Source organism: Thiobacillus thioparus DSM 505, assembly GCF_000373385.1.
In the GTDB taxonomy this organism is placed as follows: Bacteria; Pseudomonadota; Gammaproteobacteria; order Burkholderiales; family Thiobacillaceae; genus Thiobacillus; species Thiobacillus thioparus.
This window is the reverse complement of record NZ_KB891326.1, coordinates 26,512-46,327: the sequence shown is the minus strand read 5'-3', so window position 1 is coordinate 46,327 and position 19,816 is coordinate 26,512. Positions and strand designations below refer to the sequence as shown.

Sequence of the window (19,816 nt, the reverse complement as noted above, 5' to 3'; positions counted from 1 at the left end):
GGAAGATTGATGCACTGCTTTCCAATAGAATCCCGAGAGACATTCCTATCCTGATTTCACCCTCAATGAACGATCTGATCCAACGAATCGGTCTCGACTTCCTTGCCTCGTCGTGGTTGCCTCAGGTGCTGACGATCCTCGGCGCCGTCACCCTGCTCAACATCGGCGCCCACTACCTGCTGCGTCGCATCGAAAAAATCGCCGCACGCACCGCAACCGTCTGGGACGACGCGTTGATCAAGGCCATGCGCAAACCCCTCACGCTCATCCTGTGGGTGACCGGCGCAACCTACGCCATCCAGATCGTGCATCAGCATCTCGGCACTCCGGTCTTCGATTTCGTTCTGCCGACCCGCAATACCCTCATCATCGTCGCACTGGCCTGGTTCCTGATGCGACTGATCAGCCAGGCCTCGCGCAACATCCTCGTCCGCGGCGTCGAAACGGGACGCGGCGTGGACTCCACCACCATCGACGCACTCTCCAAGCTGGGACGGGTCTCGATCATCGTCGTGGCCGTGCTGGTCATCCTGCAGAACCTCGGATTCAGCGTGTCCGGCGTGCTGGCGTTCGGCGGCATCGGCGGCATCGCCGTCGGCTTTGCTGCCAAGGACATGCTGGCCAATTTCTTCGGCGGCCTCACCATCTATCTGGACCGGCCGTTCACTGTGGGCGAATGGATCCGCTCGCCTGACCACCAGATCGAGGGCACGGTGGAATACATCGGCTGGCGCCACACCCGCGTACGCGCCTTCAACAAGAATCCGATCTACGTGCCCAACGCGCTGTTCACCACCATCGTGGTGGAAAATCCCACCCGCATGACCAACCGGCGCATCAAGGAAACCATCGGCATCCGCTATGTCGACCTCGACAAGATGGCCCCCATCGTCGCCGACGTGAAGGCCATGTTGCAGGGCCACCCCGAGATCGACACCGATGCCACGCTCATCGTCAACTTCAACCAGTTTGCTGCGTCGTCGCTGGATTTCTTCATCTACACCTTCACCAAAACCGTCGAGTGGGTGCACTACCACGAGGTCAAGCAGGACGTGCTGCTGAAAATCGCGGCCATCATCCGGACGCATGGCGCAGAGATCGCCTTCCCCACCCGTACCGTGCACCTCGAATCCACCGCCGCAGAAGCCGCGGCCAATTAGCGGCACGCGGCGCTCGTGGCGGCTTTTCCGGGCAACGCGGACCACGTGCTCGCCTGCAGCCCAGTCCAGCCGCGGAGGCTGGTCACCCGCCTTGCCAAGATGTGCCCTGCTCCTCATACTGGCCTGACGAATTGGTCTTTTGGTCAGTCTCCTCCTGCCCCCAGCGGGCACTCTGTCGGCTTTCCTCATTGGCATCATTACCGCGCGCCCGGGCGCGGCTGCCGCAGTTCCACTGCGATCTTTCGCCTATCCACCCATGCCAGCGCACGGCTCCATCGTGCCCCGGTCATCATGAGGAATCACGCCATGGCAAAAGAAGAACTTGTAGAAATGGAAGGCGTCGTCAACGAAGTCCTCCCGCAAACCCGCTTCCGCGTCACGCTGGACAACGGCTTTGAAATCACCGCCTACGCCTCCGGCAAAATGCGCAAGCACCGCATCCGCATCCTGGCCGGCGACAAGGTCACCATCGAAATGTCGCCCTACGATCTCACCAAGGGCCGCATCAATTTCCGTCACAAGGACACCCACGTCCAGGCGCCACGGCCGGCCACGTTCAGAAAATTCAACTGATGCAAGGGCAGGCGGTCATGCATGAAACCGATTCGCCCACCACTCCTGTGCGCGAAGTCGCCAAGCCGCATCCTGTCGGCGTCTGCAAGGCCTGCGGCGCCATCACCTACCGCAAGGAATCCGTCGGCCAGCGCTGCATCCGCATCCGGCGCGGGGCGCGCTGCAGCGGCATCGTTGCCGTCGCCACGCGCGACGCCTGCTGGAAACAATGCACGAGCTGCAACGGCACCGGAAAACGCGACAGCGCGCCCTGTACCTATTGCCGTGGCATCGGCTGGAACCTGGCCAAACCGTGGAGTCTTTGACACTGCGCACAATCGAACCCGCCAATCACAGCGTCGGACTTCCGGGCAAACCCTCTTCACCCCAGTTTCTCCTCATCCGGCCGTGAGTGGTTCGCGGTATCCCGGCATAGCCGTCGGGCGGCGGTGCTTGCTGGAGCGGTTCGCCATACGAGAAAGGGGTGGGGTGCGGGATGCGCATTGCACTATGCTGATACAGGAGGATCGATCCTCCTGACCAATCCGCCCATCTGCTCGGCCCGCGAGGTCGCGTATTCGGGGGACGGCGAGTTTGTGTCGCAGTCGAGAAGGGACGAACCCTGGCAGCCGTTTCCCCATGGGGCCGCTGCCCGGTCCATCCAGGAATCGGCTTACCGGTAAGGGATGCTCCACCACATGAAAACCAGCGACAGTCGTTTCTCCCGTTGCATTCTCCAACTCAGAGCAAACCTGCGCGACGGCGGCACCCCCATCCAGCAATCCTTCGATGAGCCACCGCTACGCGCGGAATTGTTCAATGCCGACCAGATGGAGCAGCGGGGCAAGCGGCTCGCTGCCATGCACACGTTGACGCAGGAACGCCCGCACGATCAGATCCTGCCGCGTCTGGCGGCGAATGAAGCGATCCTGATCGGCGTCTGCGGCCGGCTCACGGCTGCGGTAAAAGCCAACCAGCAAATCACGCCGGCCAGCGAATGGCTGCTCGACAACTTCTATCTGGTCGAGGAACAGATCCGCACCGCCCGGCGCCACTTCCCCAAGGGCTACAGCCGGGAACTGCCGCGATTGATGAATGGCCCTTCGGCTGGATTACCGCGGGTGTATGACATCGCGCTGGAAGTCATTTCGCACGGCGACGGCCGGGTGGACGCAGAAAGTCTCAGCCGTTTCGTCGCCGCCTATCAGACAGTCAGCCCGCTCAAGCTGGGCGAGTTGTGGGCCATCCCCATCATGCTGCGGCTGGCCTTGATCGAGAACCTGCGTCGCGTTGCCGTTCGTATCGCCGCCGGACGGGTAGACCGCGATATCGCAAGCAGCTGGGCAGAACTGATGACGGCCACCGCGGAGAAAGATCCGAAAAGCCTGGTGCTGGTGATCGCGGACATGGCGCGCTCGCATCCGCCGATGTCGACCCCATTCGTATCGGAATTCACGCGCCGGCTGCAAGGGCAGGGCCTTGCTCTTGCATTGCCGCTGACCTGGATCGAGCAGGTTCTGGCCGAGTCGGGACAGACCATCGAGCAATTGGTGCAATCGGGAAACCAGCAGCAGGCCGCCGACCAGGTTTCGATCAGCAACAGCATCGGCAGCCTGCGCTTCCTGGGCGCGATGGATTGGCGCGAGTTCGTCGAAACCATGAGTATTGTCGAGCGAACCCTGCGCGACGATCCCGCCGGTGCCTACGCGGGGATGGACTTTGCCAGCCGCGACCGTTATCGCCATGCGATCGAAAAAATCGCGAAGCGGAGCCCGCTCCCGGAGGTCGAGGTGGCCCGGCGCGCGATCCAGCTCGCCCAGGAAGCGCAGGCCGTGCAGCCGGAAGCCGACGCGCGCATGACGCATGTCGGCTATTACCTGGTTGGCCGGGGCCTGGACACACTCGAAGCGCGGTCGCAGATGCGCCATTCTGCTGCGGGCATGCTCGCAAATCTGGTGAAGCCGCGTCCATTGGCCGTGTATCTCGGTGCAATCACGCTGCTCACGCTGCTCTTCAGCGCCGGCCTGTTGGCAATGGCACATGCCCAGGACGTATCCCTCGACTGGCTGTTGCCGATCGGTCTGCTGGCACTGCTGTCCACCAGCCAGCTGGCGCACACCCTGGTGAATTGGGTGGCGACCTTGTGGGTGCCGCCGCAGCCGCTGCCACGCATGGATTTCTCCGCAGGGATTCCCGCGCAATCGCGGACGCTGGTCGTCGTGCCGACGATGCTCACTGATCCCCAGAACGTCGACGACCTGGTCGAGGCGCTGGAAGTGCGCTTTCTGGCGAATCGGGACAGCAATCTGTATTTCGGCCTGCTGACCGATTTTCGCGATGCGAACGAAGAAATGCTGGCGGGGGATGAACCACTGTTGCAACTGGCGCAGACTCGCATCGAGGCGCTGAACGAAAAATATGGCGGGGAAACGAGCCTGTTTTTTCTCTTTCACCGTCCGCGCCGCTGGAATCCGCAGGCGCGTGTCTGGATGGGCTACGAACGCAAACGCGGCAAGCTGGCCGACCTGAATGCCTTGCTGCGCGGCGACACCCACGATAAGGCCGGCGAACGGTTCTCGCGCATCGTAGGCGATACAACCTGCCTTCTGGACGTAAAGTACGTCATCACCCTGGACACGGACACGCAGCTCCCGCGCGACGTTGCACGCGAATTGATGGGAGCCATGTCGCATCCGCTGAATCGTCCTCGCTACGACGAAAAACTGCAGCGCGTGAGCGAGGGCTACGGCATTCTCCAACCGCGCGTCAGCGTGAGCCTGGCAGGCACAAACCGCACGCGCTACGCGCGCCTGAACGGGGGCGAGCCAGGCATCGACCCCTACACCCGTGCCATCTCGGACGTCTACCAGGACGTGTTCGGTGAAGGCTCGTTTATCGGCAAGGGCATCTATGAGGTGGACACGTTCGAGCGGGTGCTGAACGATCGCTTTCCCGAGAATCGCATTCTCAGCCACGACCTGCTGGAAGGCTGTTATGTGCGTGCCGGCTTGTTGAGCGACGTGCATCTGTATGAGGATTACCCGGCGCACTACAGCACGGACGTGAGCCGCCGTCATCGGTGGATACGCGGCGATTGGCAATTGCCAGGATGGCTGTTGCCGCGTGTCCCCGGGCCCGGCAAGCGCCGGCTGAAGAACCCGCTGTCGTGGCTATCGCAATGGAAACTGTTCGACAATCTGCGGCGCAGCCTCGTGCCCATGGCAGTGACGCTGCTGCTGCTGCTGGGCTGGACGATGCTCGACTCGCCTGGATTATGGTCCCTGGCAGTAATTGGCATCTTCCTGATCCCGCCTCTGATTGCCTCGGTGGTGGAACTCTTCCACAAGCCGCAGGAGGTCCGGCCGGGCCAGCATCTGGCCGCCATGCTCGACGCGGCCAGCCAGCGCCTGATGCAGGCGGCCTTCGCCCTGGCCTGCCTGCCCTTCGAAGCCTGGTTCAGCCTCGACGCGATCGGACGCACGATCGGACGCATGCTGTTCAACCGCCGCCGGCTGCTCGAATGGAATCCATCAGGCGAGGCAGCACGCAGCAATCGCACCGACTTCGCCGCCGCTTTGCGCGCAATGTGGATCGCCCCGTCGATCGCCCTTGTCACCCTACTCTTTCTCCTACTGTTCAAGCCCATGGTGGTGTTGGCGGCTACCCCAATTCTGCTGCTGTGGCTGGCCTCGCCTGCGATCGTCTGGTGGACCGGGCAGCCGCTCGCGCGCCGCGAAGCGCAGCTGACACCTGAGCAGACCGTCTTCCTGCGGAAAGTGTCGCGCAAGACCTGGGCATTCTTCGAGACATTTGTCGGCCCGGAAGATCATTGGCTGCCGCCCGACAACTATCAGGAATATCGCGGCGCCGCCGTGGCGCATCGCACCTCGCCAACCAACATGGGGATGGCGCTGCTCGCGAATTTGACGGCCTACGACTTCGGCTATATCCCGGCCGGACAACTTGTAGAGCGCACGGCACATACGCTCGACACCATGAACAATCTGGCACGGTATCGCAACCACTTCTTCAACTGGTACGACACGCAAACGCTGCAACCGCTGCATCCGTCTTATGTTTCGACGGTGGACAGCGGCAACCTTGCAGGCCACCTGCTGACCTTGCGGGTGGGCCTGCTCGCACTTGCCGATGACAGGATCGTGGGCGCACCGTGGCTCGACGGGTTGCACGACACGCTGAGGGTTTTGGTGGAGGCTGCGGGAAGTCACCCAACTGGACTGCTTGCCCGATTGCAGGCGGATATCGAGGCAGCAAGCCAATCGGGTCCCACCACGCTCGCGCTGGCATGGCAGTACCTCGACCAGCTGGCAAAGCGCGCGTCGGAGTTTGCCGACAGCCCCGAGGCCGTCTTGCGGAAGCCCACTTCAACCGAGGGTGCACACGGACCGGCCGAGGAAAGACGGCATGCGGACACCGCGCTGTACCTGCAGGCAGATGAGGATTCCGCGCACCACCCGACCCTGGATCACGCCAGCGCCGTCCTCTCCGAGACCACCTCCGAAAGCGATATGGGCTGGTGGGCGCGGGCGCTGGCGAGGCAATGCCATGCCGCCCTCGACGACTTGTCGTTTCTCGCACCCTGGCTGTTACTGCCGGCCGCACCGGACGAACTCGGCGAGGATCTCGGCCTCGGTGCCATCCCGACCTTGCGGGAATTGGCACGCATCGAGGACAGATGCATGCCGACCATCGAGCGTCGACTCGGCGCGTCCCCGACGCCGGCCGAACGCGAGTGGCTGTATGCGTTTCGACAATGCATCACGCTGGCTGGCCAGCGCGCATCCGAACGGATTGCGACAATCGAACATCTTGCGCAGCAAGCAGGTGCGTTTGCGAACATGGCGTATGACTTCCTGTACGACAAGACGTCGCGCCTGCTGGCGATCGGGTACAACGTAGACGAACTGCGGCGCGACACGAGCTACTACGACCTGCTGGCTTCGGAAGCGCGATTGATCAACTTCGTCGCGATTGCGCAGGGGCAAGTCCCGCAAGAGAGTTGGTTTGCCCTGGGGCGCCTGCTCACAACCGCTGGCGGTGAACCGGTACTTTTATCGTGGAGCGGCTCGATGTTCGAGTATCTGATGCCGCTCCTGGTGATGCCCAACTTTGACAACACCCTGCTCGACCAGACCTACAAGGCGGCGGTGGCGCGACAGATCGACTACGGGCGGCAACTCGGCGTTCCGTGGGGCATGTCGGAATCCGGCTACAACCTGGTCGACGTCCATTTCAACTACCAGTACCGGGCATTTGGCGTGCCCGGCCTGGGACTCAAACGCGGGCTCGCCGACGATCTGGTCATCGCACCCTATGCCACGGTGCTGGCGCTGATGGTGGCGCCCGAAGCCGCGTGCCTGAACCTGCAGCGGCTCAGCGCAGAAGGACTGGAAGGAAAATTCGGCTTCTATGAAGCCGTCGACTACACCCCGTCACGGCAACGACGCGGCGAATCGAGAGCGGTGGTGCGATCCTATATGGCGCATCACCAGGGAATGAGCCTGCTCTCGCTTGCCTATCTGCTGCTGGATCGCCCGATGCAGAAACGCTTCGAGTCGGACCCGCTGTTCCAGGCCACCTTGCTGCTGCTCCAGGAGCGGGTTCCCAGGGCCACGGCGCTGTTCCCGCAGACCGCCCAGCTATCCGATATCCGTCCGACTGCCGCTGCAGTGGAAGCACCGATACGCGTGTTCAGCAGCGCCAATACCCCGACGCCGGAAGTACAGCTGTTGTCCAATGGCCGCTATCACGTCATGATCACCAACGCCGGCGGCGGCTACAGCCGCTGGAAGGATCTCGCCGTCACCCGCTGGCGCGAGGACACGACGTGCGATGCCTGGGGCACGTTCTGTTATCTGCGCGACGAGCGCAGCGGCGAAGTCTGGTCGACCGCATATCAACCGACGCTGAAACAGCCACAGCATTACGAAGTGATTTTCTCCGAAGGCCGGGCAGAATTCCGCCGTCGCGACGAAGACTTCGAGACGCATACCGATATCGTGGTATCGCCGGAAGACGACATCGAACTGCGCCGCGTACACATTACCAACCGCGCCCCCACGCGCCGCACCATCGCGGTGACGAGTTACGCGGAGGTAGTGCTGTCCGTACCTGCCGCCGATGCGCTGCACCATGCCTTCAGCAATCTGTTCGTGCAGACCGAAATCGTCGAACAGCGCCACGCGATACTCTGCACGCGTCGGCCGCGCTCGCGAACCGAGCCCACGCCGTGGATGTTCCACCTGATGGCAGCGCACGGCGCAGCCATCGATACCGTGTCCTATGAGACGGATCGCATGCAATTCATTGGCCGCGGCCACACCGTCGCCGCCCCCCAAGCACTGGGCAACATGCCATCGGGCGTGCTGTCGGGCAGCCAGGGATCGGTGCTGGATCCGATTGTCGCCATCCGCTACACCGTCACGCTCGATCCGGATCAGACGATCGCCATCGATATGGTGAGCGGCATGGCAGACACCCGCGATGCTGCATTGGGGCTGGTCGAAAAATATCAGGATCGGCGGCTCGCGGACCGCGTCTTCGATCTGGCCTGGACGCACGCCCAGGTGGTGTTGCGCCAGCTCAATGCCAGCGAAGCCGACGCGCAACTCTACGGACGCTTGGCCAATTCCGTGATCTATGCCCACGCCTCGCTGCGCGCCGACGCCAGTATTCTGTTGCAGAATCGCCGTGGCCAATCCGGCTTGTGGGGCTACGCCATTTCCGGAGACCTGCCCATCGTGCTGTTGCAGATCGGAGACGGCGCCCATATCGAACTGGTGCGGCAACTGGTGCAGGCGCACGCCTACTGGCGCCTGAAAGGTCTGGCAGTGGACCTGGTAATCTGGAACGAAGACCGGGCCGGTTACCGTCAAGTGCTGCAGGACCAGATTATCGGTTTGATTGCGGCAGGGGTCGAAGCGCATGTCATCGACCGGCCGGGTGGCATCTTCGTGCGATCTGCGGAACAGATATCGAACGAAGATCGCATCCTGTTCCAGTCGGTCGCACGCGTCATCCTCAGCGACAGCCGCGGTACGCTGGCAGAACAGATCAACCGCCGCAGCCTGAGGGATGTGCGCATGCCACGCCTGCAGCCGACCCGCACGTACCGCGCCGAGTCGCCATCCGACAATCCGTTGCCGTCGCGCGACCTCATCCTGCACAACGGGCTGGGCGGATTCACCCCGGACGGGCACGAGTATGTCGTGACCACCACGGCCGAGCAGGTGACCCCCGCGCCATGGGTGAATGTGCTGGCGAACCCGCATTTCGGCACGGTCATTTCCGAGAACGGCCAGGCGTATACCTGGAGCGAGAATGCACACGAATATCGTCTCACGCCCTGGCACAACGATCCGGTGTCCGATGCCGGCGGCGAAGCGTTTTATCTGCGGGACGAGGAAACCGGCCATTTCTGGTCACCCACGCCACTGCCGGCCCGCGGCGTCAATGCGTATGTCAGCCGCCACGGATTCGGCTATAGCGTGTTCGAGCATACCGAAGATGGCATCGTCTCCGAACTGTGGGTTTACGTGGCCCTGGATGCAGCGGTCAAGTTCTCGATGTTGAAAGTCCGTAACGTCTCGGGCCGCCCGCGGCAGCTTTCAGCGACGGGCTACGTGGAGTGGGTACTGGGTGATTTGCGACCGAAATCGACCATGCACGTGACCACCGAAATGGATGCCGACAGCGGTGCGCTGTTCGCGCGCAACCCCTACAACACGGAATTCGCCGACCGCATTGCATTCTTCGATGCGGATGAGTCAAACCGCCGTACGATCAGTTGTGACCGTGCCGAGTTCATCGGGCGGAACGGCTCGCTCAGGAATCCGGCGGCGATGGGGCGTATGCGGCTTTCCGGCAAGACGGGCGCGGCACTCGACCCCTGCGCCGCGATCCAGATAGGATTCGATCTGGCCGATGGCGAAGAGCGCGAAATCGTTTTCCGCCTGGGCCAGGCCGGCAGGCGCGGCGGCGGCGACGCGCGCAAGCTGGTGCGTCAATTCCGTGGATCGGCCGCCGCGCACGCGGCGCTCGAAGCGGTGTGGCAGTACTGGAACCACAGCCTCGGCGCAGTCCAGGTGGAAACTCCGGACCCGGCGCTCGACGTGCTGACCAACGGCTGGCTGGTCTACCAGACGCTAGCCTGTCGACTGTGGGCACGCAGCGGCTACTATCAGTCGGGCGGCGCCTTCGGTTTCCGCGACCAGTTGCAGGACGTGATGGCGCTGATCCACGCCGAGCCGCAACGCGTACGCGAGCAATTGCTGCTCTCCGCCGCACATCAGTTTGTCGAAGGAGATGTGCAGCATTGGTGGCATCCGCCGACGAGCCGGGGCGTACGTACCCATTGTTCCGACGATTACCTGTGGCTGCCGCTGGCGGTGTGCCGTTACGTGCTGAGTACCGGCGATACCGGCGTACTGGACGAATCCGTTGGCTTCCTCGAAGGCCGCCCGGTCAGCCCCGAGGACGACTCGTATTACGATCTTCCGGGTCACGCCGCCGAGTCGGCCAGCCTGTACGAGCACTGCGTGCGAGCCATCCGGCACGGCCTGAGCTTTGGCGAACATGGCCTGCCGCTAATCGGCTCCGGCGACTGGAACGACGGCATGAACCTAGTGGGCCTGCACGGTAAGGGCGAAAGCGTCTGGCTGGCTTTCTTCCTGTACGACGTGCTGACGCGCTTCACCGAACTGGCGGAACGGAAGGGCGACGGGGCCTTTGCCGCTCAGTGCCGGACCGAAGCCGAACAGCTGCGCCAGCGCATCGAGCAGAACGCCTGGGATGGCGCCTGGTACCGCCGCGCATATTTCGACGACGGCACACCGCTAGGCTCGGCGGGCAACGTCGAATGTCGGATCGACTCGATCTCGCAAAGCTGGTCCGTCCTGTCCGGCGCCGGCGACGCCAAACGTTCGCGCATGGGGATGGATGCCGTCTATGCGCATCTGGTGCGGCGCGACCATGCGCTGATCCAGCTCCTCGACCCGCCATTCGACACCGCTGACATGGACCCGGGCTACATCAAGGGCTACGTTCCCGGCGTGCGCGAGAACGGCGGACAATACACCCATGCCGCGATCTGGACCGTCATGGCGTTTGCCGCCCTGGGTGACAGCCAGCGCGCGTGGGAATTGCTGGCCATGATCAATCCGGTGAATCATGGCAAATCGGCGGAGAGCGTGGCGGTCTACAAGGTCGAGCCCTATGTCGTCGCCGCCGACGTGTATGCGGTTTCACCACATACTGGCCGGGGCGGATGGAGCTGGTACACCGGTTCCGCCGGCTGGATGTACCGGTTGATCGTGGAATCCCTGCTCGGCCTCAGGCTGGACGTGGACAAGCTGCATTTCGCCCCGTGTCTGCCTGCCGACTGGCAGGCATTCAAGCTGCATTACCGTTATCGGGAAACCGTCTATCATATCGCCGTGTCGCAGACGCAGACCGACGATGCTGCGCAGCACGGCGCGATGCACGTGACGGTGGATGGGATAGAACATCCCGACGGGACCATCCCTCTGATCGACGATCGCCAAAACCACACGGCCGACGTGCGCATCATGATCCAGCCCGAAATGCATCGATAACCTGGCAACCTGAAGGACTGGAATGAGACGGGTTGCCGGGGGTTACCCATGCCTCCGAGCGAAAAACCGGCGAACCGGTTGCGCGATGAACCGGAAACCTGGCAATCCCCGGCATGCGGAGCCGGACGGCCGAGCTTGGCACACAACCCCAAAAACACACTGATGATTTCTTTAGCGCGCCGCAGTTTCTTCGTATGCCTTCTTGCCGTCTCCAGCCTTCCGGCCCTGGCGCAGGATCTACCGCCACTTTCCCACCGGGTGACGGGCAGTGACACTGAATACACCGTCCAGCAGGGTGATTCTCTGACCGCCATCGGCGCCCGCTTCGGCCTGGAGCCCAAACTGCTGGCCCGGCAGAACGCCCTGCCCGCCAACGCCAGGCTCCACCCCGGCCAACTGCTCCACGTCCGCCATCCCCACATCGTCCCGGCGGCGCTCGACGACGGCATCCTCGTCAACCTCCCTCAGCGCATGCTGTTCAACTTCGGCCAGGGCAAGCTGGTTTCCGCCTATCCCGTCGGCCTGGGCAAGCCCAGCTGGCCCACCCCGCAGGGCGAATTCAGGATCGTCAATCGGCAGGCGAACAAGCCCTGGCTCGTGCCCAAATCGATTCAGGAAGAGATGCGTCGCGAAGGGAAAATCGTGCAGGAGGAAGTGCCCCCCGGTCCCGACAATCCCCTGGGCAAACACTGGCTCGGCTTGAACCTGTGGGGCTACGGCATCCACGGCACCATCGCGCCGGCGAGCGTCTACCATTTCCAGAGCCATGGCTGCATTCGCCTGCATCCCGATGATATTGCGGAACTTTTCGACCAGGTGCGGGTCGGAATGCAGGGACGTCTTATTTACCAGCCGGTTTTGCTGGCGGTGATCGAAGACGGCCGCATCCTGCTCGAAGTCCATCGGGACATCTACAAGAAGGGAATCGACCCCGCGCGAACCGTGCGCGATCTGGCTGAAGCCAATGGCTTGAGCCAGTCCATCGATTGGCCTAAAGTGGACGCCGTAATCGCCGCTCAGGATGGATTGGCCGAGGAAGTGGGCCGCCTGCCAGGCAACGGATCGAAAGGACAACCATGAAGCACGTCAGCCGACGCAAATTTCTCAAACTGGGCCTGCTGGCCGCCGCGATGCCGCTTCCTGCCATGGCGAATGCGTGGCAGACCGCGCCCGAGCGCCGGCTGCGTTTCCACAACCTGCACACCGGCGAGAGCCTCAACCTGGCCTACTGGGTACAGGGCGACTACGTCCCGGAGTCCCTCGCCGAAATCAACCACGTGCTGCGCGACTTTCGCAACGATCAGGTCGCGGCCATCGACCCTCAGCTGCTGGACCTGCTCAGCCGCGTCGACCTCGCGCTCGGCTCTTCGCAACCCTTCCAGGTCATTTCCGGCTACCGTTCGCCCGCCACCAACCACCTGCTGTCGGAACGCTCCTCCGGTGTCGCCAAGCACAGCCTGCACATGGAAGGCAAAGCCATCGACATCCGCATTCCCGGCGTGGCGCTGGCCGACCTGCGCCAGACCGGGCTCGCGCTGCAAGGCGGCGGCGTCGGCTACTATCCCGCATCCGACTTCGTGCATCTGGACGTCGGACGCGTGCGGACCTGGGGCGGCTAGACCGCACGACAGCCTCGCCGGCCGCAGTCGTTCGACGTGCGGCCGGCAAATGAAGACCTGCCTCCTAGGGCACCGATGCGTGCCCAATAATATTTCTCTACAACAGGGTGAAACCCTGCCCCGGTCCAACGGGTCGAATCGATTCCACTTGCATGCCAAGGAGGCGTGTCATGGCCCTCACCCAGGATCCCCGTCCGGCGGCCTATCTCATCATTCTGCTCGGACTCGGGTTGGCTGCCGCCGCATCCCTCGTTCCCTTCTACCATGTCGCCTATCTGCTCGAACCCGGCATCCTGCTGGCCGTGCTGATGCCTTTCCTGCTCTATGGCCTGTTCATTGAAAGCCTGCGCGGTCCCTGGCTGCTCGCCACCGGCCTGCTGCTGCTCGCTGCCAACCTGGTGCTGGTCGCATCCGAGCGCTACCTCCGCTACGACGGCTACGCAGACGACTTGATCTACTGGGTGCCGACGCTGGCGGCGGCCATCGTGCTGCCGATCGCCTATCGGCTGGGACGGCACACCGACGAAGCAGACGCACCCCGCTAGCGGGCGTGCCGGGGACACCCGCTTGTATTCGAGCCATGCGAGGCTATATTGAGTTGGCTGCCAGCCGCTGAAGCCCACTGTTTCATCTCGGTTTCATCAGGATTCACTCCCCCTGCAACCCAAACAACTCAGGACACCATGTACGCCCCATACAATCACGGCTGGATGTTCGATGGCGGATTCGGCCTGCTGTTCGGCAGCATATGGATGCTCCTGATGTGGGGAATTCCTCTCCTCCTCGTCATCGCCCTGCTGAAATATCTGTTTTTCAGGCCCCGCGACAAGGGCGGCCTCGACATCCGGCCGGAACAGAAAACGCCCCTCGACATCCTCAAGGAAACCTACGCGCGCGGCGACATCGGCCGCGACGAGTATCTCCAGAAACGCGACGACCTCCTGGAGAAATAGGCGGCACGCATGAATATCCGACCGTTTCCTCGACCCCTCTCTTGAAAGGAGATCGCCATGAACACCACACGACCTGTCAGCCGGCTTGCGGCCTTCAGTCTTGCTGCACTCTTGAGCGGAACCGCCCCGGCCCTTCTGGCGGCCGATTCACCCCCGCCCCCGCAATATGGGCCCGGCATGATGAACGGCTATGGCGGATACGGCATGGGCCCCGGCATGATGGGCGGATATGGCATGGGCCCCGGCATGATGGGTGGATACGGCATGGGCCCCGGCATGATGGGTGGGTACGGCATGGGCCCGGGCATGATGGGGGGCGGGATGATGGGCCCATTTTGGGGCAGCGGGCTCGACCTGACCCCAGAGCAGCAAACCAAGATCAACAAGATCCAGGACGAGACCCGCAAGGCGCACTGGGCCCTGATGGGCGAGATGATGGACCAGCAGGCCAGGCTGCGCGACCTGAACCAGGCCCCGAAACGGGACGAGGCCGCCATCGATGCAGCCTACAAGGAATTCGGCAAACTCCAGCAGAAAATGTACGACTCCGCCGTGGCGGCGCACACGCGCATGGAGGCCCTCCTCACCAAGGAACAGAAGGAGAAGCTGCGCAGCTACTGGCGCAAGGGCTGGGCACCCACTCCCGAAAAGTGAGCAGGGCGGCCTGCTCTCGCAGGGATCACCAGGGAATCTCGGTGCCGTTGTAGCGGAAGAAACGTCCGTTCAGTTCCATCCGGAAATTGTCCACCAGGGCGCGCATGCCGCGCACGCTCTGCGCCGGGGTGAGCATCGCATCCGGGCCGCCCATGCGGGTGCCCACCCAGCCCGGATGCAGCAGCAGGACGCCGATGCCATATTGCGCCAAGGCATACGTAAGGCCCTTCATGGCGGCATTCAGCGCCGCCTTGCTGGAACGGTAGGCATAGTTTCCTGGCGCGCCGATCTCGGCGATGGATCCCATGTGGCTGCTGATCGCCACCACCAGTTTCTTCTCGCTGCGGGCCAAGTGCCCGGCAAAGGCCTCGCTCACCCGCACCGCCCCCAGCGTATTGACGGCGAACGTACGCAGCCAGACGTCATAGTCGATGCCGCCGAAGGCGCCCATGAACTTGTCCAGGTACACGCCCGCGTTGTTGAGCAGCACGTCGATGCGGGCGTCCTCCAGGTCGAGCTGCAGCGTGCGCAGCTGCTCGCCGTCGGTCACGTCGAGCCGATGCACGCTGAGGCGTGGATGCCGGCCGGCCAGGGCCTTGAGTTCGTCGGCCGCCTCCGGATGACGGCAGCTGGCGATCACCTGCCAGCCGGCCTCGGCGTACTGTCGCGCCCATTCCAGTCCGAGGCCGCGGTTGGCGCCGGTGATCAGTATGCCGGGAAGCGTGTGCATCGGATGATTCTCCAGACCCGTCCTCTTTTGTATAGACGGCAACTGCCCCGCACGAGCGCTTTCCTTTGCACCTTTCATCGGCTTTACTGGAACGATACGGTCCGGAAGAAAGCGACTCTGCCATGAAGGAAATCCTGCCCGGCGTGTTTCACTGGAAGACTTTCCACGAAGGCATCCAGGCCTACGTCCATTCCTATTACCTCCACGCCACCGACCCGCCCGTGTTGATCGATCCGCGCGTGCCCGCGCAGGGCATCGAGTGGTTCGCCGCGCACGACGCGCCACAGCACATCTACCTAACCAACCGCCACCACTATCGCCACAGCGACCGCTTCGCCGAGCGTTACGGCGCGCAGGTCTGGTGCCACAAGGACGGCCTTCACGAATTCACCCACGGCGAAAAGGTGCGCGGCTTCAGCCACGGCAAGACCCTGCCCGGCGGCGTGCTCGCGCTCAAGGTTGCGGCGCTATGCCCCGAGGAAACCGCGCTCTACCTGCCGCTGCATGGCGGCATCCTGAGCGTCGGCGACGCCATCGTGCGCGAACGGGGCCGGCTCGGTTTCGTGCCCGACGCCTACATGGGCGACGACCCGGAAGGCGTCAAGCGCGGCTTGCGCAAGGCGTTCCTGAAGCATCTGCGCGACCGCGAATTCGATCATCTGCTGTTCGCTCACGGCGCACCCTGGATCGGCGGCGCCCGGTCGGGCCTGCAAGCATTCCTCGACAGGCTCGAACGGTAGCGGACTCGACGGATGCCCAAAAAAAACAGGGGCCAGGCAATGCCTGGCCCCTGTTCGCGATGCACGACCCGCTTACATGCCGCCAAGGTCGTCGATGGCATCGACCACGATGCTGGTGCCGATCGCGATCATCAGGATATCACCGGCCACCCGCACATACTTGTGGCCGGCGGGCGGCACGCCCAGGCTCACCACGACGCGCGGCGGCAGATCGTAGTACACCACGTCGCGCGGCAACGGCCGCCCAAGCTGCCATTTCCGGGCCTGACCGGGCGGCATGCAGCCGTTGTGTTTCTTCGCCAGCCCCGGCGGGCAGTTCCCATGCCGGAAGCTGTCCTGGTAATACTCGCGCACGACTTCGCGCTGGCGATCGCCGAAATGCACGCTCACCTGAACGTCGCCGTCGCCGCGCGTCTCCCTGCGGTCGTCGTCATGGCCGCCCTTCGCGGCCTTGTCCGGCTTGCCATGACCGGCCCAGTCCGGTTTGTCGGCCAGGACCGGGCTGGCAGCGAAAAGGCCGGTCACGAACAAGGCAAGGGCGATGTGTTTTGATAAGGAAGCGCGCATGGGAACTCCAGTCGTCAGGGAAAGGGGCTGCGTGTCCGATCTCGTTCGGACACGCAGCGAGAAGATACCCGAATTCCACCCCTCATTCGATCCGCCTGCGACGGATTGCTGGTCGCCCGCACTTACGGCTTACGTCCGGGCTCGGCGCAGCGGATGATCGCCTCGTTGGTCTTCAGCTTCAGACAGCGGCGCATGTCGCGCCCCTGCCGCCGTATCGGCTTGCTCGGCGCCATTTGCGCCGGCGTCTGGGCCGTGGTCGGCGCTTCAGCGATGTCGGCCGGTGCAGCCGCAGCGGCCGGCGCAGGCTCCTGCGCCAGGACAAGATTGGCCGCACACAGCAGCGGCAGCGTCATCAATCCGATTTTCGTTTTCATACGACCTCCTCTCATGATTCGTGAGCCCGCAGGCACCCTCGCCTACACCAAGTCGGGGATGTCGGCTACTTCGCCCGTCACCGCATCGCCCACCCGGATCGTGCCGCCTGCCAGGATACGGGCATTCACCCCGCCATGTCCGCGCATCGCGTTGTAACCGCCCGGTCCCAGCACCGCCTCCATACGCGAACAGGGATCGCAATGCCCCATCACTTCCAGTACCACCCCGGCGCAGGGGCCGAATATAAATCGCCTCGATCCGGCCCGGACGGGCAAAGCGAGTCGTCAGGTCGCGCAGGCTGGCGGCGTCCGTGACGGCCGCCGTTCGATCCGGTCCCGACCTCATGCCAGCAGCCGCTGGGCCCACCACGCCAGGCCGCCCACCACGCTCAGGCAAATCAGGCAGGCCAACAGGATCTTGACGAATCGGGGCATGGGTAAGGCCGCGTCCCGATGCGTTATTTATCGCTGCCGGCCGGATAGCCCACCGTTTGCGCAAGCGTGATGCGCTGATTCGGGCCCAGCCCCAGGGCAGCGCCCAGCGCCGCGCGATCGAGCTGGCCGCGCACCACCCCGGCGAGGCCGGCCGATGCGCAATAGAGATACACATTCTGGGCGATGAAACCGGCATCGGTTGCACTGTAGAACGCTGCTTCTTCCGCGCTGGCTTCGCCCGTCCGATCGAGGTCCGCCACGTACACCAGGTTCACCGGCGCGGTCGCCACGAAATCCTGCACGCCCGCCAGCGGGCGGAGATCGCCGGCCACCATCCGGGACAAGGCATGCGTCGGCGGATCGTAGCGATACGCGCCCTCTGCGGTGATCACGAGCACATCGGTCTCGCGCCAGTCGCGTGCCGACGGCGCCGTGCGCTGCCCCGTATCCGCCCGGTTCACGCCGTTCGCCGCCCACAGCAGGTTCGACAGCACCTGCAACGGCAACGCCCTGCCATCGAATTCCCGCGCCGAATGCCGCGCCTTCAGCGCCTGCATCAAGGGGATACCGCCCACCTTTTCGGGTGGAGGCAGCCTGACCGCGCCGGCTTCCTGTACCTGTCCCGCTTCCATCGTGCTCATCGTCCGCACCTCGTCGTGATTGCGCCCTTGCTGAGAGGGGCTTCTTTCACTCTAGACCGTTTATGCCGTCCAGCCTGACCCCGTCCTGCCCGCCCTCACTCAGATCGGCCGCGAACCCCGGCAGTCCGGGTAGCGGATACAGCCCCAGAATGCCTGGCCCGCCCGGCTGCCCTGCTTGGCCTTGCGCTTCACCATCCGGCTCTGGCATTCGGGGCAGAACGGCGCGCCGTTCGTCGTGATACTGAGCGGGTCCCGGAAAAACCGGGGCGGCGCGGTCACGCCGCTGATCAGTGCGTGCAGCGCCTTGCCGTCCATCAGTTCGATGTTCTTGCCCTTGGCAAACGCAAGCGCCTCGTCCGTGAACACGCCGGACGTCACCACGAAGCCGCCGGCCGCACCCCGGGCCGCCATCACCCCGTAGAGTTCGCGCACGATGCTCACACCCACGCGGATCGCCCGCCACTGCTTGCACTGCACCAGGAAGAACTCGCCGCCCTTCTTCAAGGCCAGGTCGACCCCGCCATCGGGGCCATCGCCTCCGGTCTGCGTCACCGAATAGCCCTTGCGCCGGAACGCCTCGCCCACCAGCGCCTCGAACTTCTTCCAGCTCATGTCGTTCAGCGCGGCGTGATCCGGACTCGCGGCCACCGTCTGGTGCAAGGTGCGACGCGTGTAGCGGCCATAGGCAGACAGACCCGCCCCCGCCAGGAACACGGCGGGCAGCAGATACTGGCCCACGCCGGCCAGCGTCTTGAACACCGTCTGGTTGACGAAATCGCCCATCTTTCCGGGCTGGACGACTGCCGCCACTTCACGGATCGCGAGGCTGTGCAGTCCGACATACGCCACCAGCGCGAGCGCCACGCCCACCCACCAGGGGAGCTTGCCGGTGATCTCGATCAGGTCTTCAACGGGGCTTTGTTTGCGACGCGCCATGATTTTTATGGGTTTGTAACGGACCATGGATCCATACAACGCGAATCCGCCGACTGTATTCCTGGCCCGGAAACGCATCCGGAACCGAGCGATTTTTATCGTGTAGTGCGAGAGATTACCAGGGCTTATTCAAGCCCGGTATACCGGGCGCGGCGGCATACGGCGTGAACGACGACAGGCCGCCTTCCCCGTTCACGCCATGGATCGCGATCACAAGCCATTGCCGTTGCGGATCACGCCGACCGCGATCCCTTCGATGACCAGTTCCTGACGCGTGAGGTCGACGACGATCGGCTCGAAATCGGGGTTTTCCGGCAGGAGTCGCACCGTGTTGCCCCGTTTCTGGAAGCGCTTCACCGTGACCTCGTCGCCGATCCGCGCCACCACGACCTGCCCCGCCTTGGGCTCGGTGTTGCGATGCACCGCGAGCAGGTCGCCGTCCAGGATGCCGGCATCCTTCATGCTCATGCCGCGCACCTTGAGCAGATAGTCCGCGCGCGGATTGAACATCGCGGCGTCGAACTGGTAATGCCGCTCGATGTTCTCCTGCGCCAGGATCGGGCTGCCTGCGGCCACCTGGCCCACGAGCGGCACTCCGCCATCGCCCTTCAACCGGATGCCGCGCGACGTCCCCGGCACCAGATCCAGCACGCCTTTCTTCGCCAGCACCTTGAGATGCTGCTCGGCCGCGTTCGGCGAACTGAAACCGAAGTGCTGCGCAATCTCGGCGCGCGTCGGCGGCAGGCCGGTGGTCTCCATCCACTCACGAATCAGGTTCAGGATTTCTTCCTGGCGACGGGTCAGATCTCGCATGGGGCTTCCTCCAAATACTGTATACATG

Annotated in this window: 17 protein-coding genes; 10 read left to right on the top strand and 7 right to left on the bottom strand. The window is 63.7% G+C overall.

The features are described 5' to 3' along the window. Positions 1-65 precede the first annotated feature (65 nt). From B058_RS0108030 to B058_RS16645, 9 genes are all read left to right on the top strand, one after another. A complete protein-coding gene (locus B058_RS0108030) occupies positions 66-1,160 on the top strand; it encodes a mechanosensitive ion channel family protein (RefSeq protein WP_018507958.1) in 1,095 nt (364 codons plus the stop codon). Positions 1,161-1,466: 306 nt separating this feature from the next. Then, positions 1,467-1,733: a translation initiation factor IF-1 gene (gene infA / locus B058_RS0108025; RefSeq protein ID WP_026240747.1), complete on the top strand. Its 267-nt coding sequence runs from the start codon at positions 1,467-1,469 to the stop codon at positions 1,731-1,733. Positions 1,734-1,750: 17 nt separating this feature from the next. Next, on the top strand, positions 1,751-2,038 hold the full coding sequence (locus B058_RS16650) for a hypothetical protein (RefSeq protein ID WP_157265680.1): 288 nt from the start codon (positions 1,751-1,753) through the stop codon (positions 2,036-2,038). A gap of 372 nt (positions 2,039-2,410) precedes the next feature. Then, complete coding sequence (locus tag B058_RS0108015) at positions 2,411-11,326, top strand: glycoside hydrolase family 94 protein (protein WP_018507955.1); 8,916 nt, start codon at positions 2,411-2,413, stop codon at positions 11,324-11,326. A gap of 162 nt (positions 11,327-11,488) precedes the next feature. Next, a complete protein-coding gene (locus B058_RS0108010; RefSeq protein ID WP_081616768.1) occupies positions 11,489-12,406 on the top strand; it encodes a L,D-transpeptidase family protein in 918 nt (305 codons plus the stop codon). Next, positions 12,403-12,945 (top strand): peptidoglycan L,D-endopeptidase MepK, encoded by a 543-nt coding sequence (mepK, locus tag B058_RS0108005; RefSeq protein ID WP_018507953.1) that lies wholly within the window; start codon positions 12,403-12,405, stop codon positions 12,943-12,945. The genes B058_RS0108010 and mepK overlap by 4 nt, the downstream gene beginning before the upstream one ends. A gap of 170 nt (positions 12,946-13,115) precedes the next feature. Further along, a complete protein-coding gene (locus tag B058_RS0108000) occupies positions 13,116-13,490 on the top strand; it encodes a hypothetical protein (RefSeq protein WP_018507952.1) in 375 nt (124 codons plus the stop codon). A gap of 138 nt (positions 13,491-13,628) precedes the next feature. After that, entirely contained in the window at positions 13,629-13,898 is a 270-nt protein-coding gene (locus B058_RS0107995) for an SHOCT domain-containing protein (RefSeq protein WP_018507951.1), read from the top strand. Between the two features lie 57 nt (positions 13,899-13,955). Further along, positions 13,956-14,552 (top strand): Spy/CpxP family protein refolding chaperone, encoded by a 597-nt coding sequence (locus tag B058_RS16645; RefSeq protein ID WP_018507950.1) that lies wholly within the window; start codon positions 13,956-13,958, stop codon positions 14,550-14,552. A gap of 25 nt (positions 14,553-14,577) precedes the next feature. Here the strand turns inward: B058_RS16645 and B058_RS0107985 are convergent, their stop codons facing one another. After that, entirely contained in the window at positions 14,578-15,282 is a 705-nt protein-coding gene (locus B058_RS0107985; protein WP_018507949.1) for an SDR family oxidoreductase, read from the bottom strand. A gap of 122 nt (positions 15,283-15,404) precedes the next feature. On the opposite strand from B058_RS0107985, the gene B058_RS0107980 reads away from it, so the two are divergent. Continuing rightward, positions 15,405-16,022, top strand: a complete 618-nt coding sequence (locus B058_RS0107980) for an MBL fold metallo-hydrolase (protein WP_018507948.1) — start codon at positions 15,405-15,407, stop codon at positions 16,020-16,022. Between the two features lie 72 nt (positions 16,023-16,094). Here the strand turns inward: B058_RS0107980 and B058_RS0107975 are convergent, their stop codons facing one another. The 6 genes from B058_RS0107975 to lexA form a co-directional block, all read right to left on the bottom strand. Then, positions 16,095-16,589: a hypothetical protein gene (locus B058_RS0107975; protein ID WP_018507947.1), complete on the bottom strand. Its 495-nt coding sequence runs from the start codon at positions 16,587-16,589 to the stop codon at positions 16,095-16,097. Between the two features lie 122 nt (positions 16,590-16,711). Beyond that, positions 16,712-16,963 carry a hypothetical protein gene (locus B058_RS0107970; protein ID WP_018507946.1) on the bottom strand — a complete coding sequence of 84 codons (252 nt, stop codon included), beginning with the start codon at positions 16,961-16,963 and terminating at the stop codon, positions 16,712-16,714. A 42-nt stretch (positions 16,964-17,005) separates the two neighbouring features. After that, positions 17,006-17,239, bottom strand: a complete 234-nt coding sequence (locus B058_RS16640; protein WP_281166668.1) for an MOSC domain-containing protein — start codon at positions 17,237-17,239, stop codon at positions 17,006-17,008. Between the two features lie 182 nt (positions 17,240-17,421). Further along, complete coding sequence (locus tag B058_RS0107955; RefSeq protein ID WP_157265677.1) at positions 17,422-18,039, bottom strand: SagB/ThcOx family dehydrogenase; 618 nt, start codon at positions 18,037-18,039, stop codon at positions 17,422-17,424. A 99-nt stretch (positions 18,040-18,138) separates the two neighbouring features. Next, on the bottom strand, positions 18,139-18,975 hold the full coding sequence (locus tag B058_RS0107950; RefSeq protein ID WP_026240744.1) for a restriction endonuclease: 837 nt from the start codon (positions 18,973-18,975) through the stop codon (positions 18,139-18,141). 210 nt (positions 18,976-19,185) lie between these two features. Next, positions 19,186-19,788 (bottom strand): transcriptional repressor LexA, encoded by a 603-nt coding sequence (gene lexA / locus B058_RS0107945; RefSeq protein ID WP_018507941.1) that lies wholly within the window; start codon positions 19,786-19,788, stop codon positions 19,186-19,188. Positions 19,789-19,816: the final 28 nt, after the last annotated feature.

Excerpts from the sequence above, each read along its gene's own strand:
- B058_RS0107980 (WP_018507948.1), top strand. The coding sequence starts at position 15,405 with ATGAAGGAAATCCTGCCCGGCGTGTTTCACTGGAAGACTTTCCACGAA.
- B058_RS0108030 (WP_018507958.1), top strand. The coding sequence starts at position 66 with ATGAACGATCTGATCCAACGAATCGGTCTCGACTTCCTTGCCTCGTCG.
- B058_RS16650 (WP_157265680.1), top strand. The coding sequence starts at position 1,751 with ATGCATGAAACCGATTCGCCCACCACTCCTGTGCGCGAAGTCGCCAAG.
- B058_RS0107995 (WP_018507951.1), top strand. The coding sequence starts at position 13,629 with ATGTACGCCCCATACAATCACGGCTGGATGTTCGATGGCGGATTCGGC.
- B058_RS0108010 (WP_081616768.1), top strand. The coding sequence starts at position 11,489 with ATGATTTCTTTAGCGCGCCGCAGTTTCTTCGTATGCCTTCTTGCCGTC.
- B058_RS0107955 (WP_157265677.1), bottom strand. The coding sequence starts at position 18,039 with ATGAGCACGATGGAAGCGGGACAGGTACAGGAAGCCGGCGCGGTCAGG.
- B058_RS16645 (WP_018507950.1), top strand. The coding sequence starts at position 13,956 with ATGAACACCACACGACCTGTCAGCCGGCTTGCGGCCTTCAGTCTTGCT.
- B058_RS0107985 (WP_018507949.1), bottom strand. The coding sequence starts at position 15,282 with ATGCACACGCTTCCCGGCATACTGATCACCGGCGCCAACCGCGGCCTC.
- B058_RS0108015 (WP_018507955.1), top strand. The coding sequence starts at position 2,411 with ATGAAAACCAGCGACAGTCGTTTCTCCCGTTGCATTCTCCAACTCAGA.
- mepK (WP_018507953.1), top strand. The coding sequence starts at position 12,403 with ATGAAGCACGTCAGCCGACGCAAATTTCTCAAACTGGGCCTGCTGGCC.
- B058_RS0107950 (WP_026240744.1), bottom strand. The coding sequence starts at position 18,975 with ATGGCGCGTCGCAAACAAAGCCCCGTTGAAGACCTGATCGAGATCACC.
- B058_RS0107970 (WP_018507946.1), bottom strand. The coding sequence starts at position 16,963 with ATGAAAACGAAAATCGGATTGATGACGCTGCCGCTGCTGTGTGCGGCC.
- B058_RS0108000 (WP_018507952.1), top strand. The coding sequence starts at position 13,116 with ATGGCCCTCACCCAGGATCCCCGTCCGGCGGCCTATCTCATCATTCTG.
- lexA (WP_018507941.1), bottom strand. The coding sequence starts at position 19,788 with ATGCGAGATCTGACCCGTCGCCAGGAAGAAATCCTGAACCTGATTCGT.
- B058_RS0107975 (WP_018507947.1), bottom strand. The coding sequence starts at position 16,589 with ATGCGCGCTTCCTTATCAAAACACATCGCCCTTGCCTTGTTCGTGACC.
- infA (WP_026240747.1), top strand. The coding sequence starts at position 1,467 with ATGGCAAAAGAAGAACTTGTAGAAATGGAAGGCGTCGTCAACGAAGTC.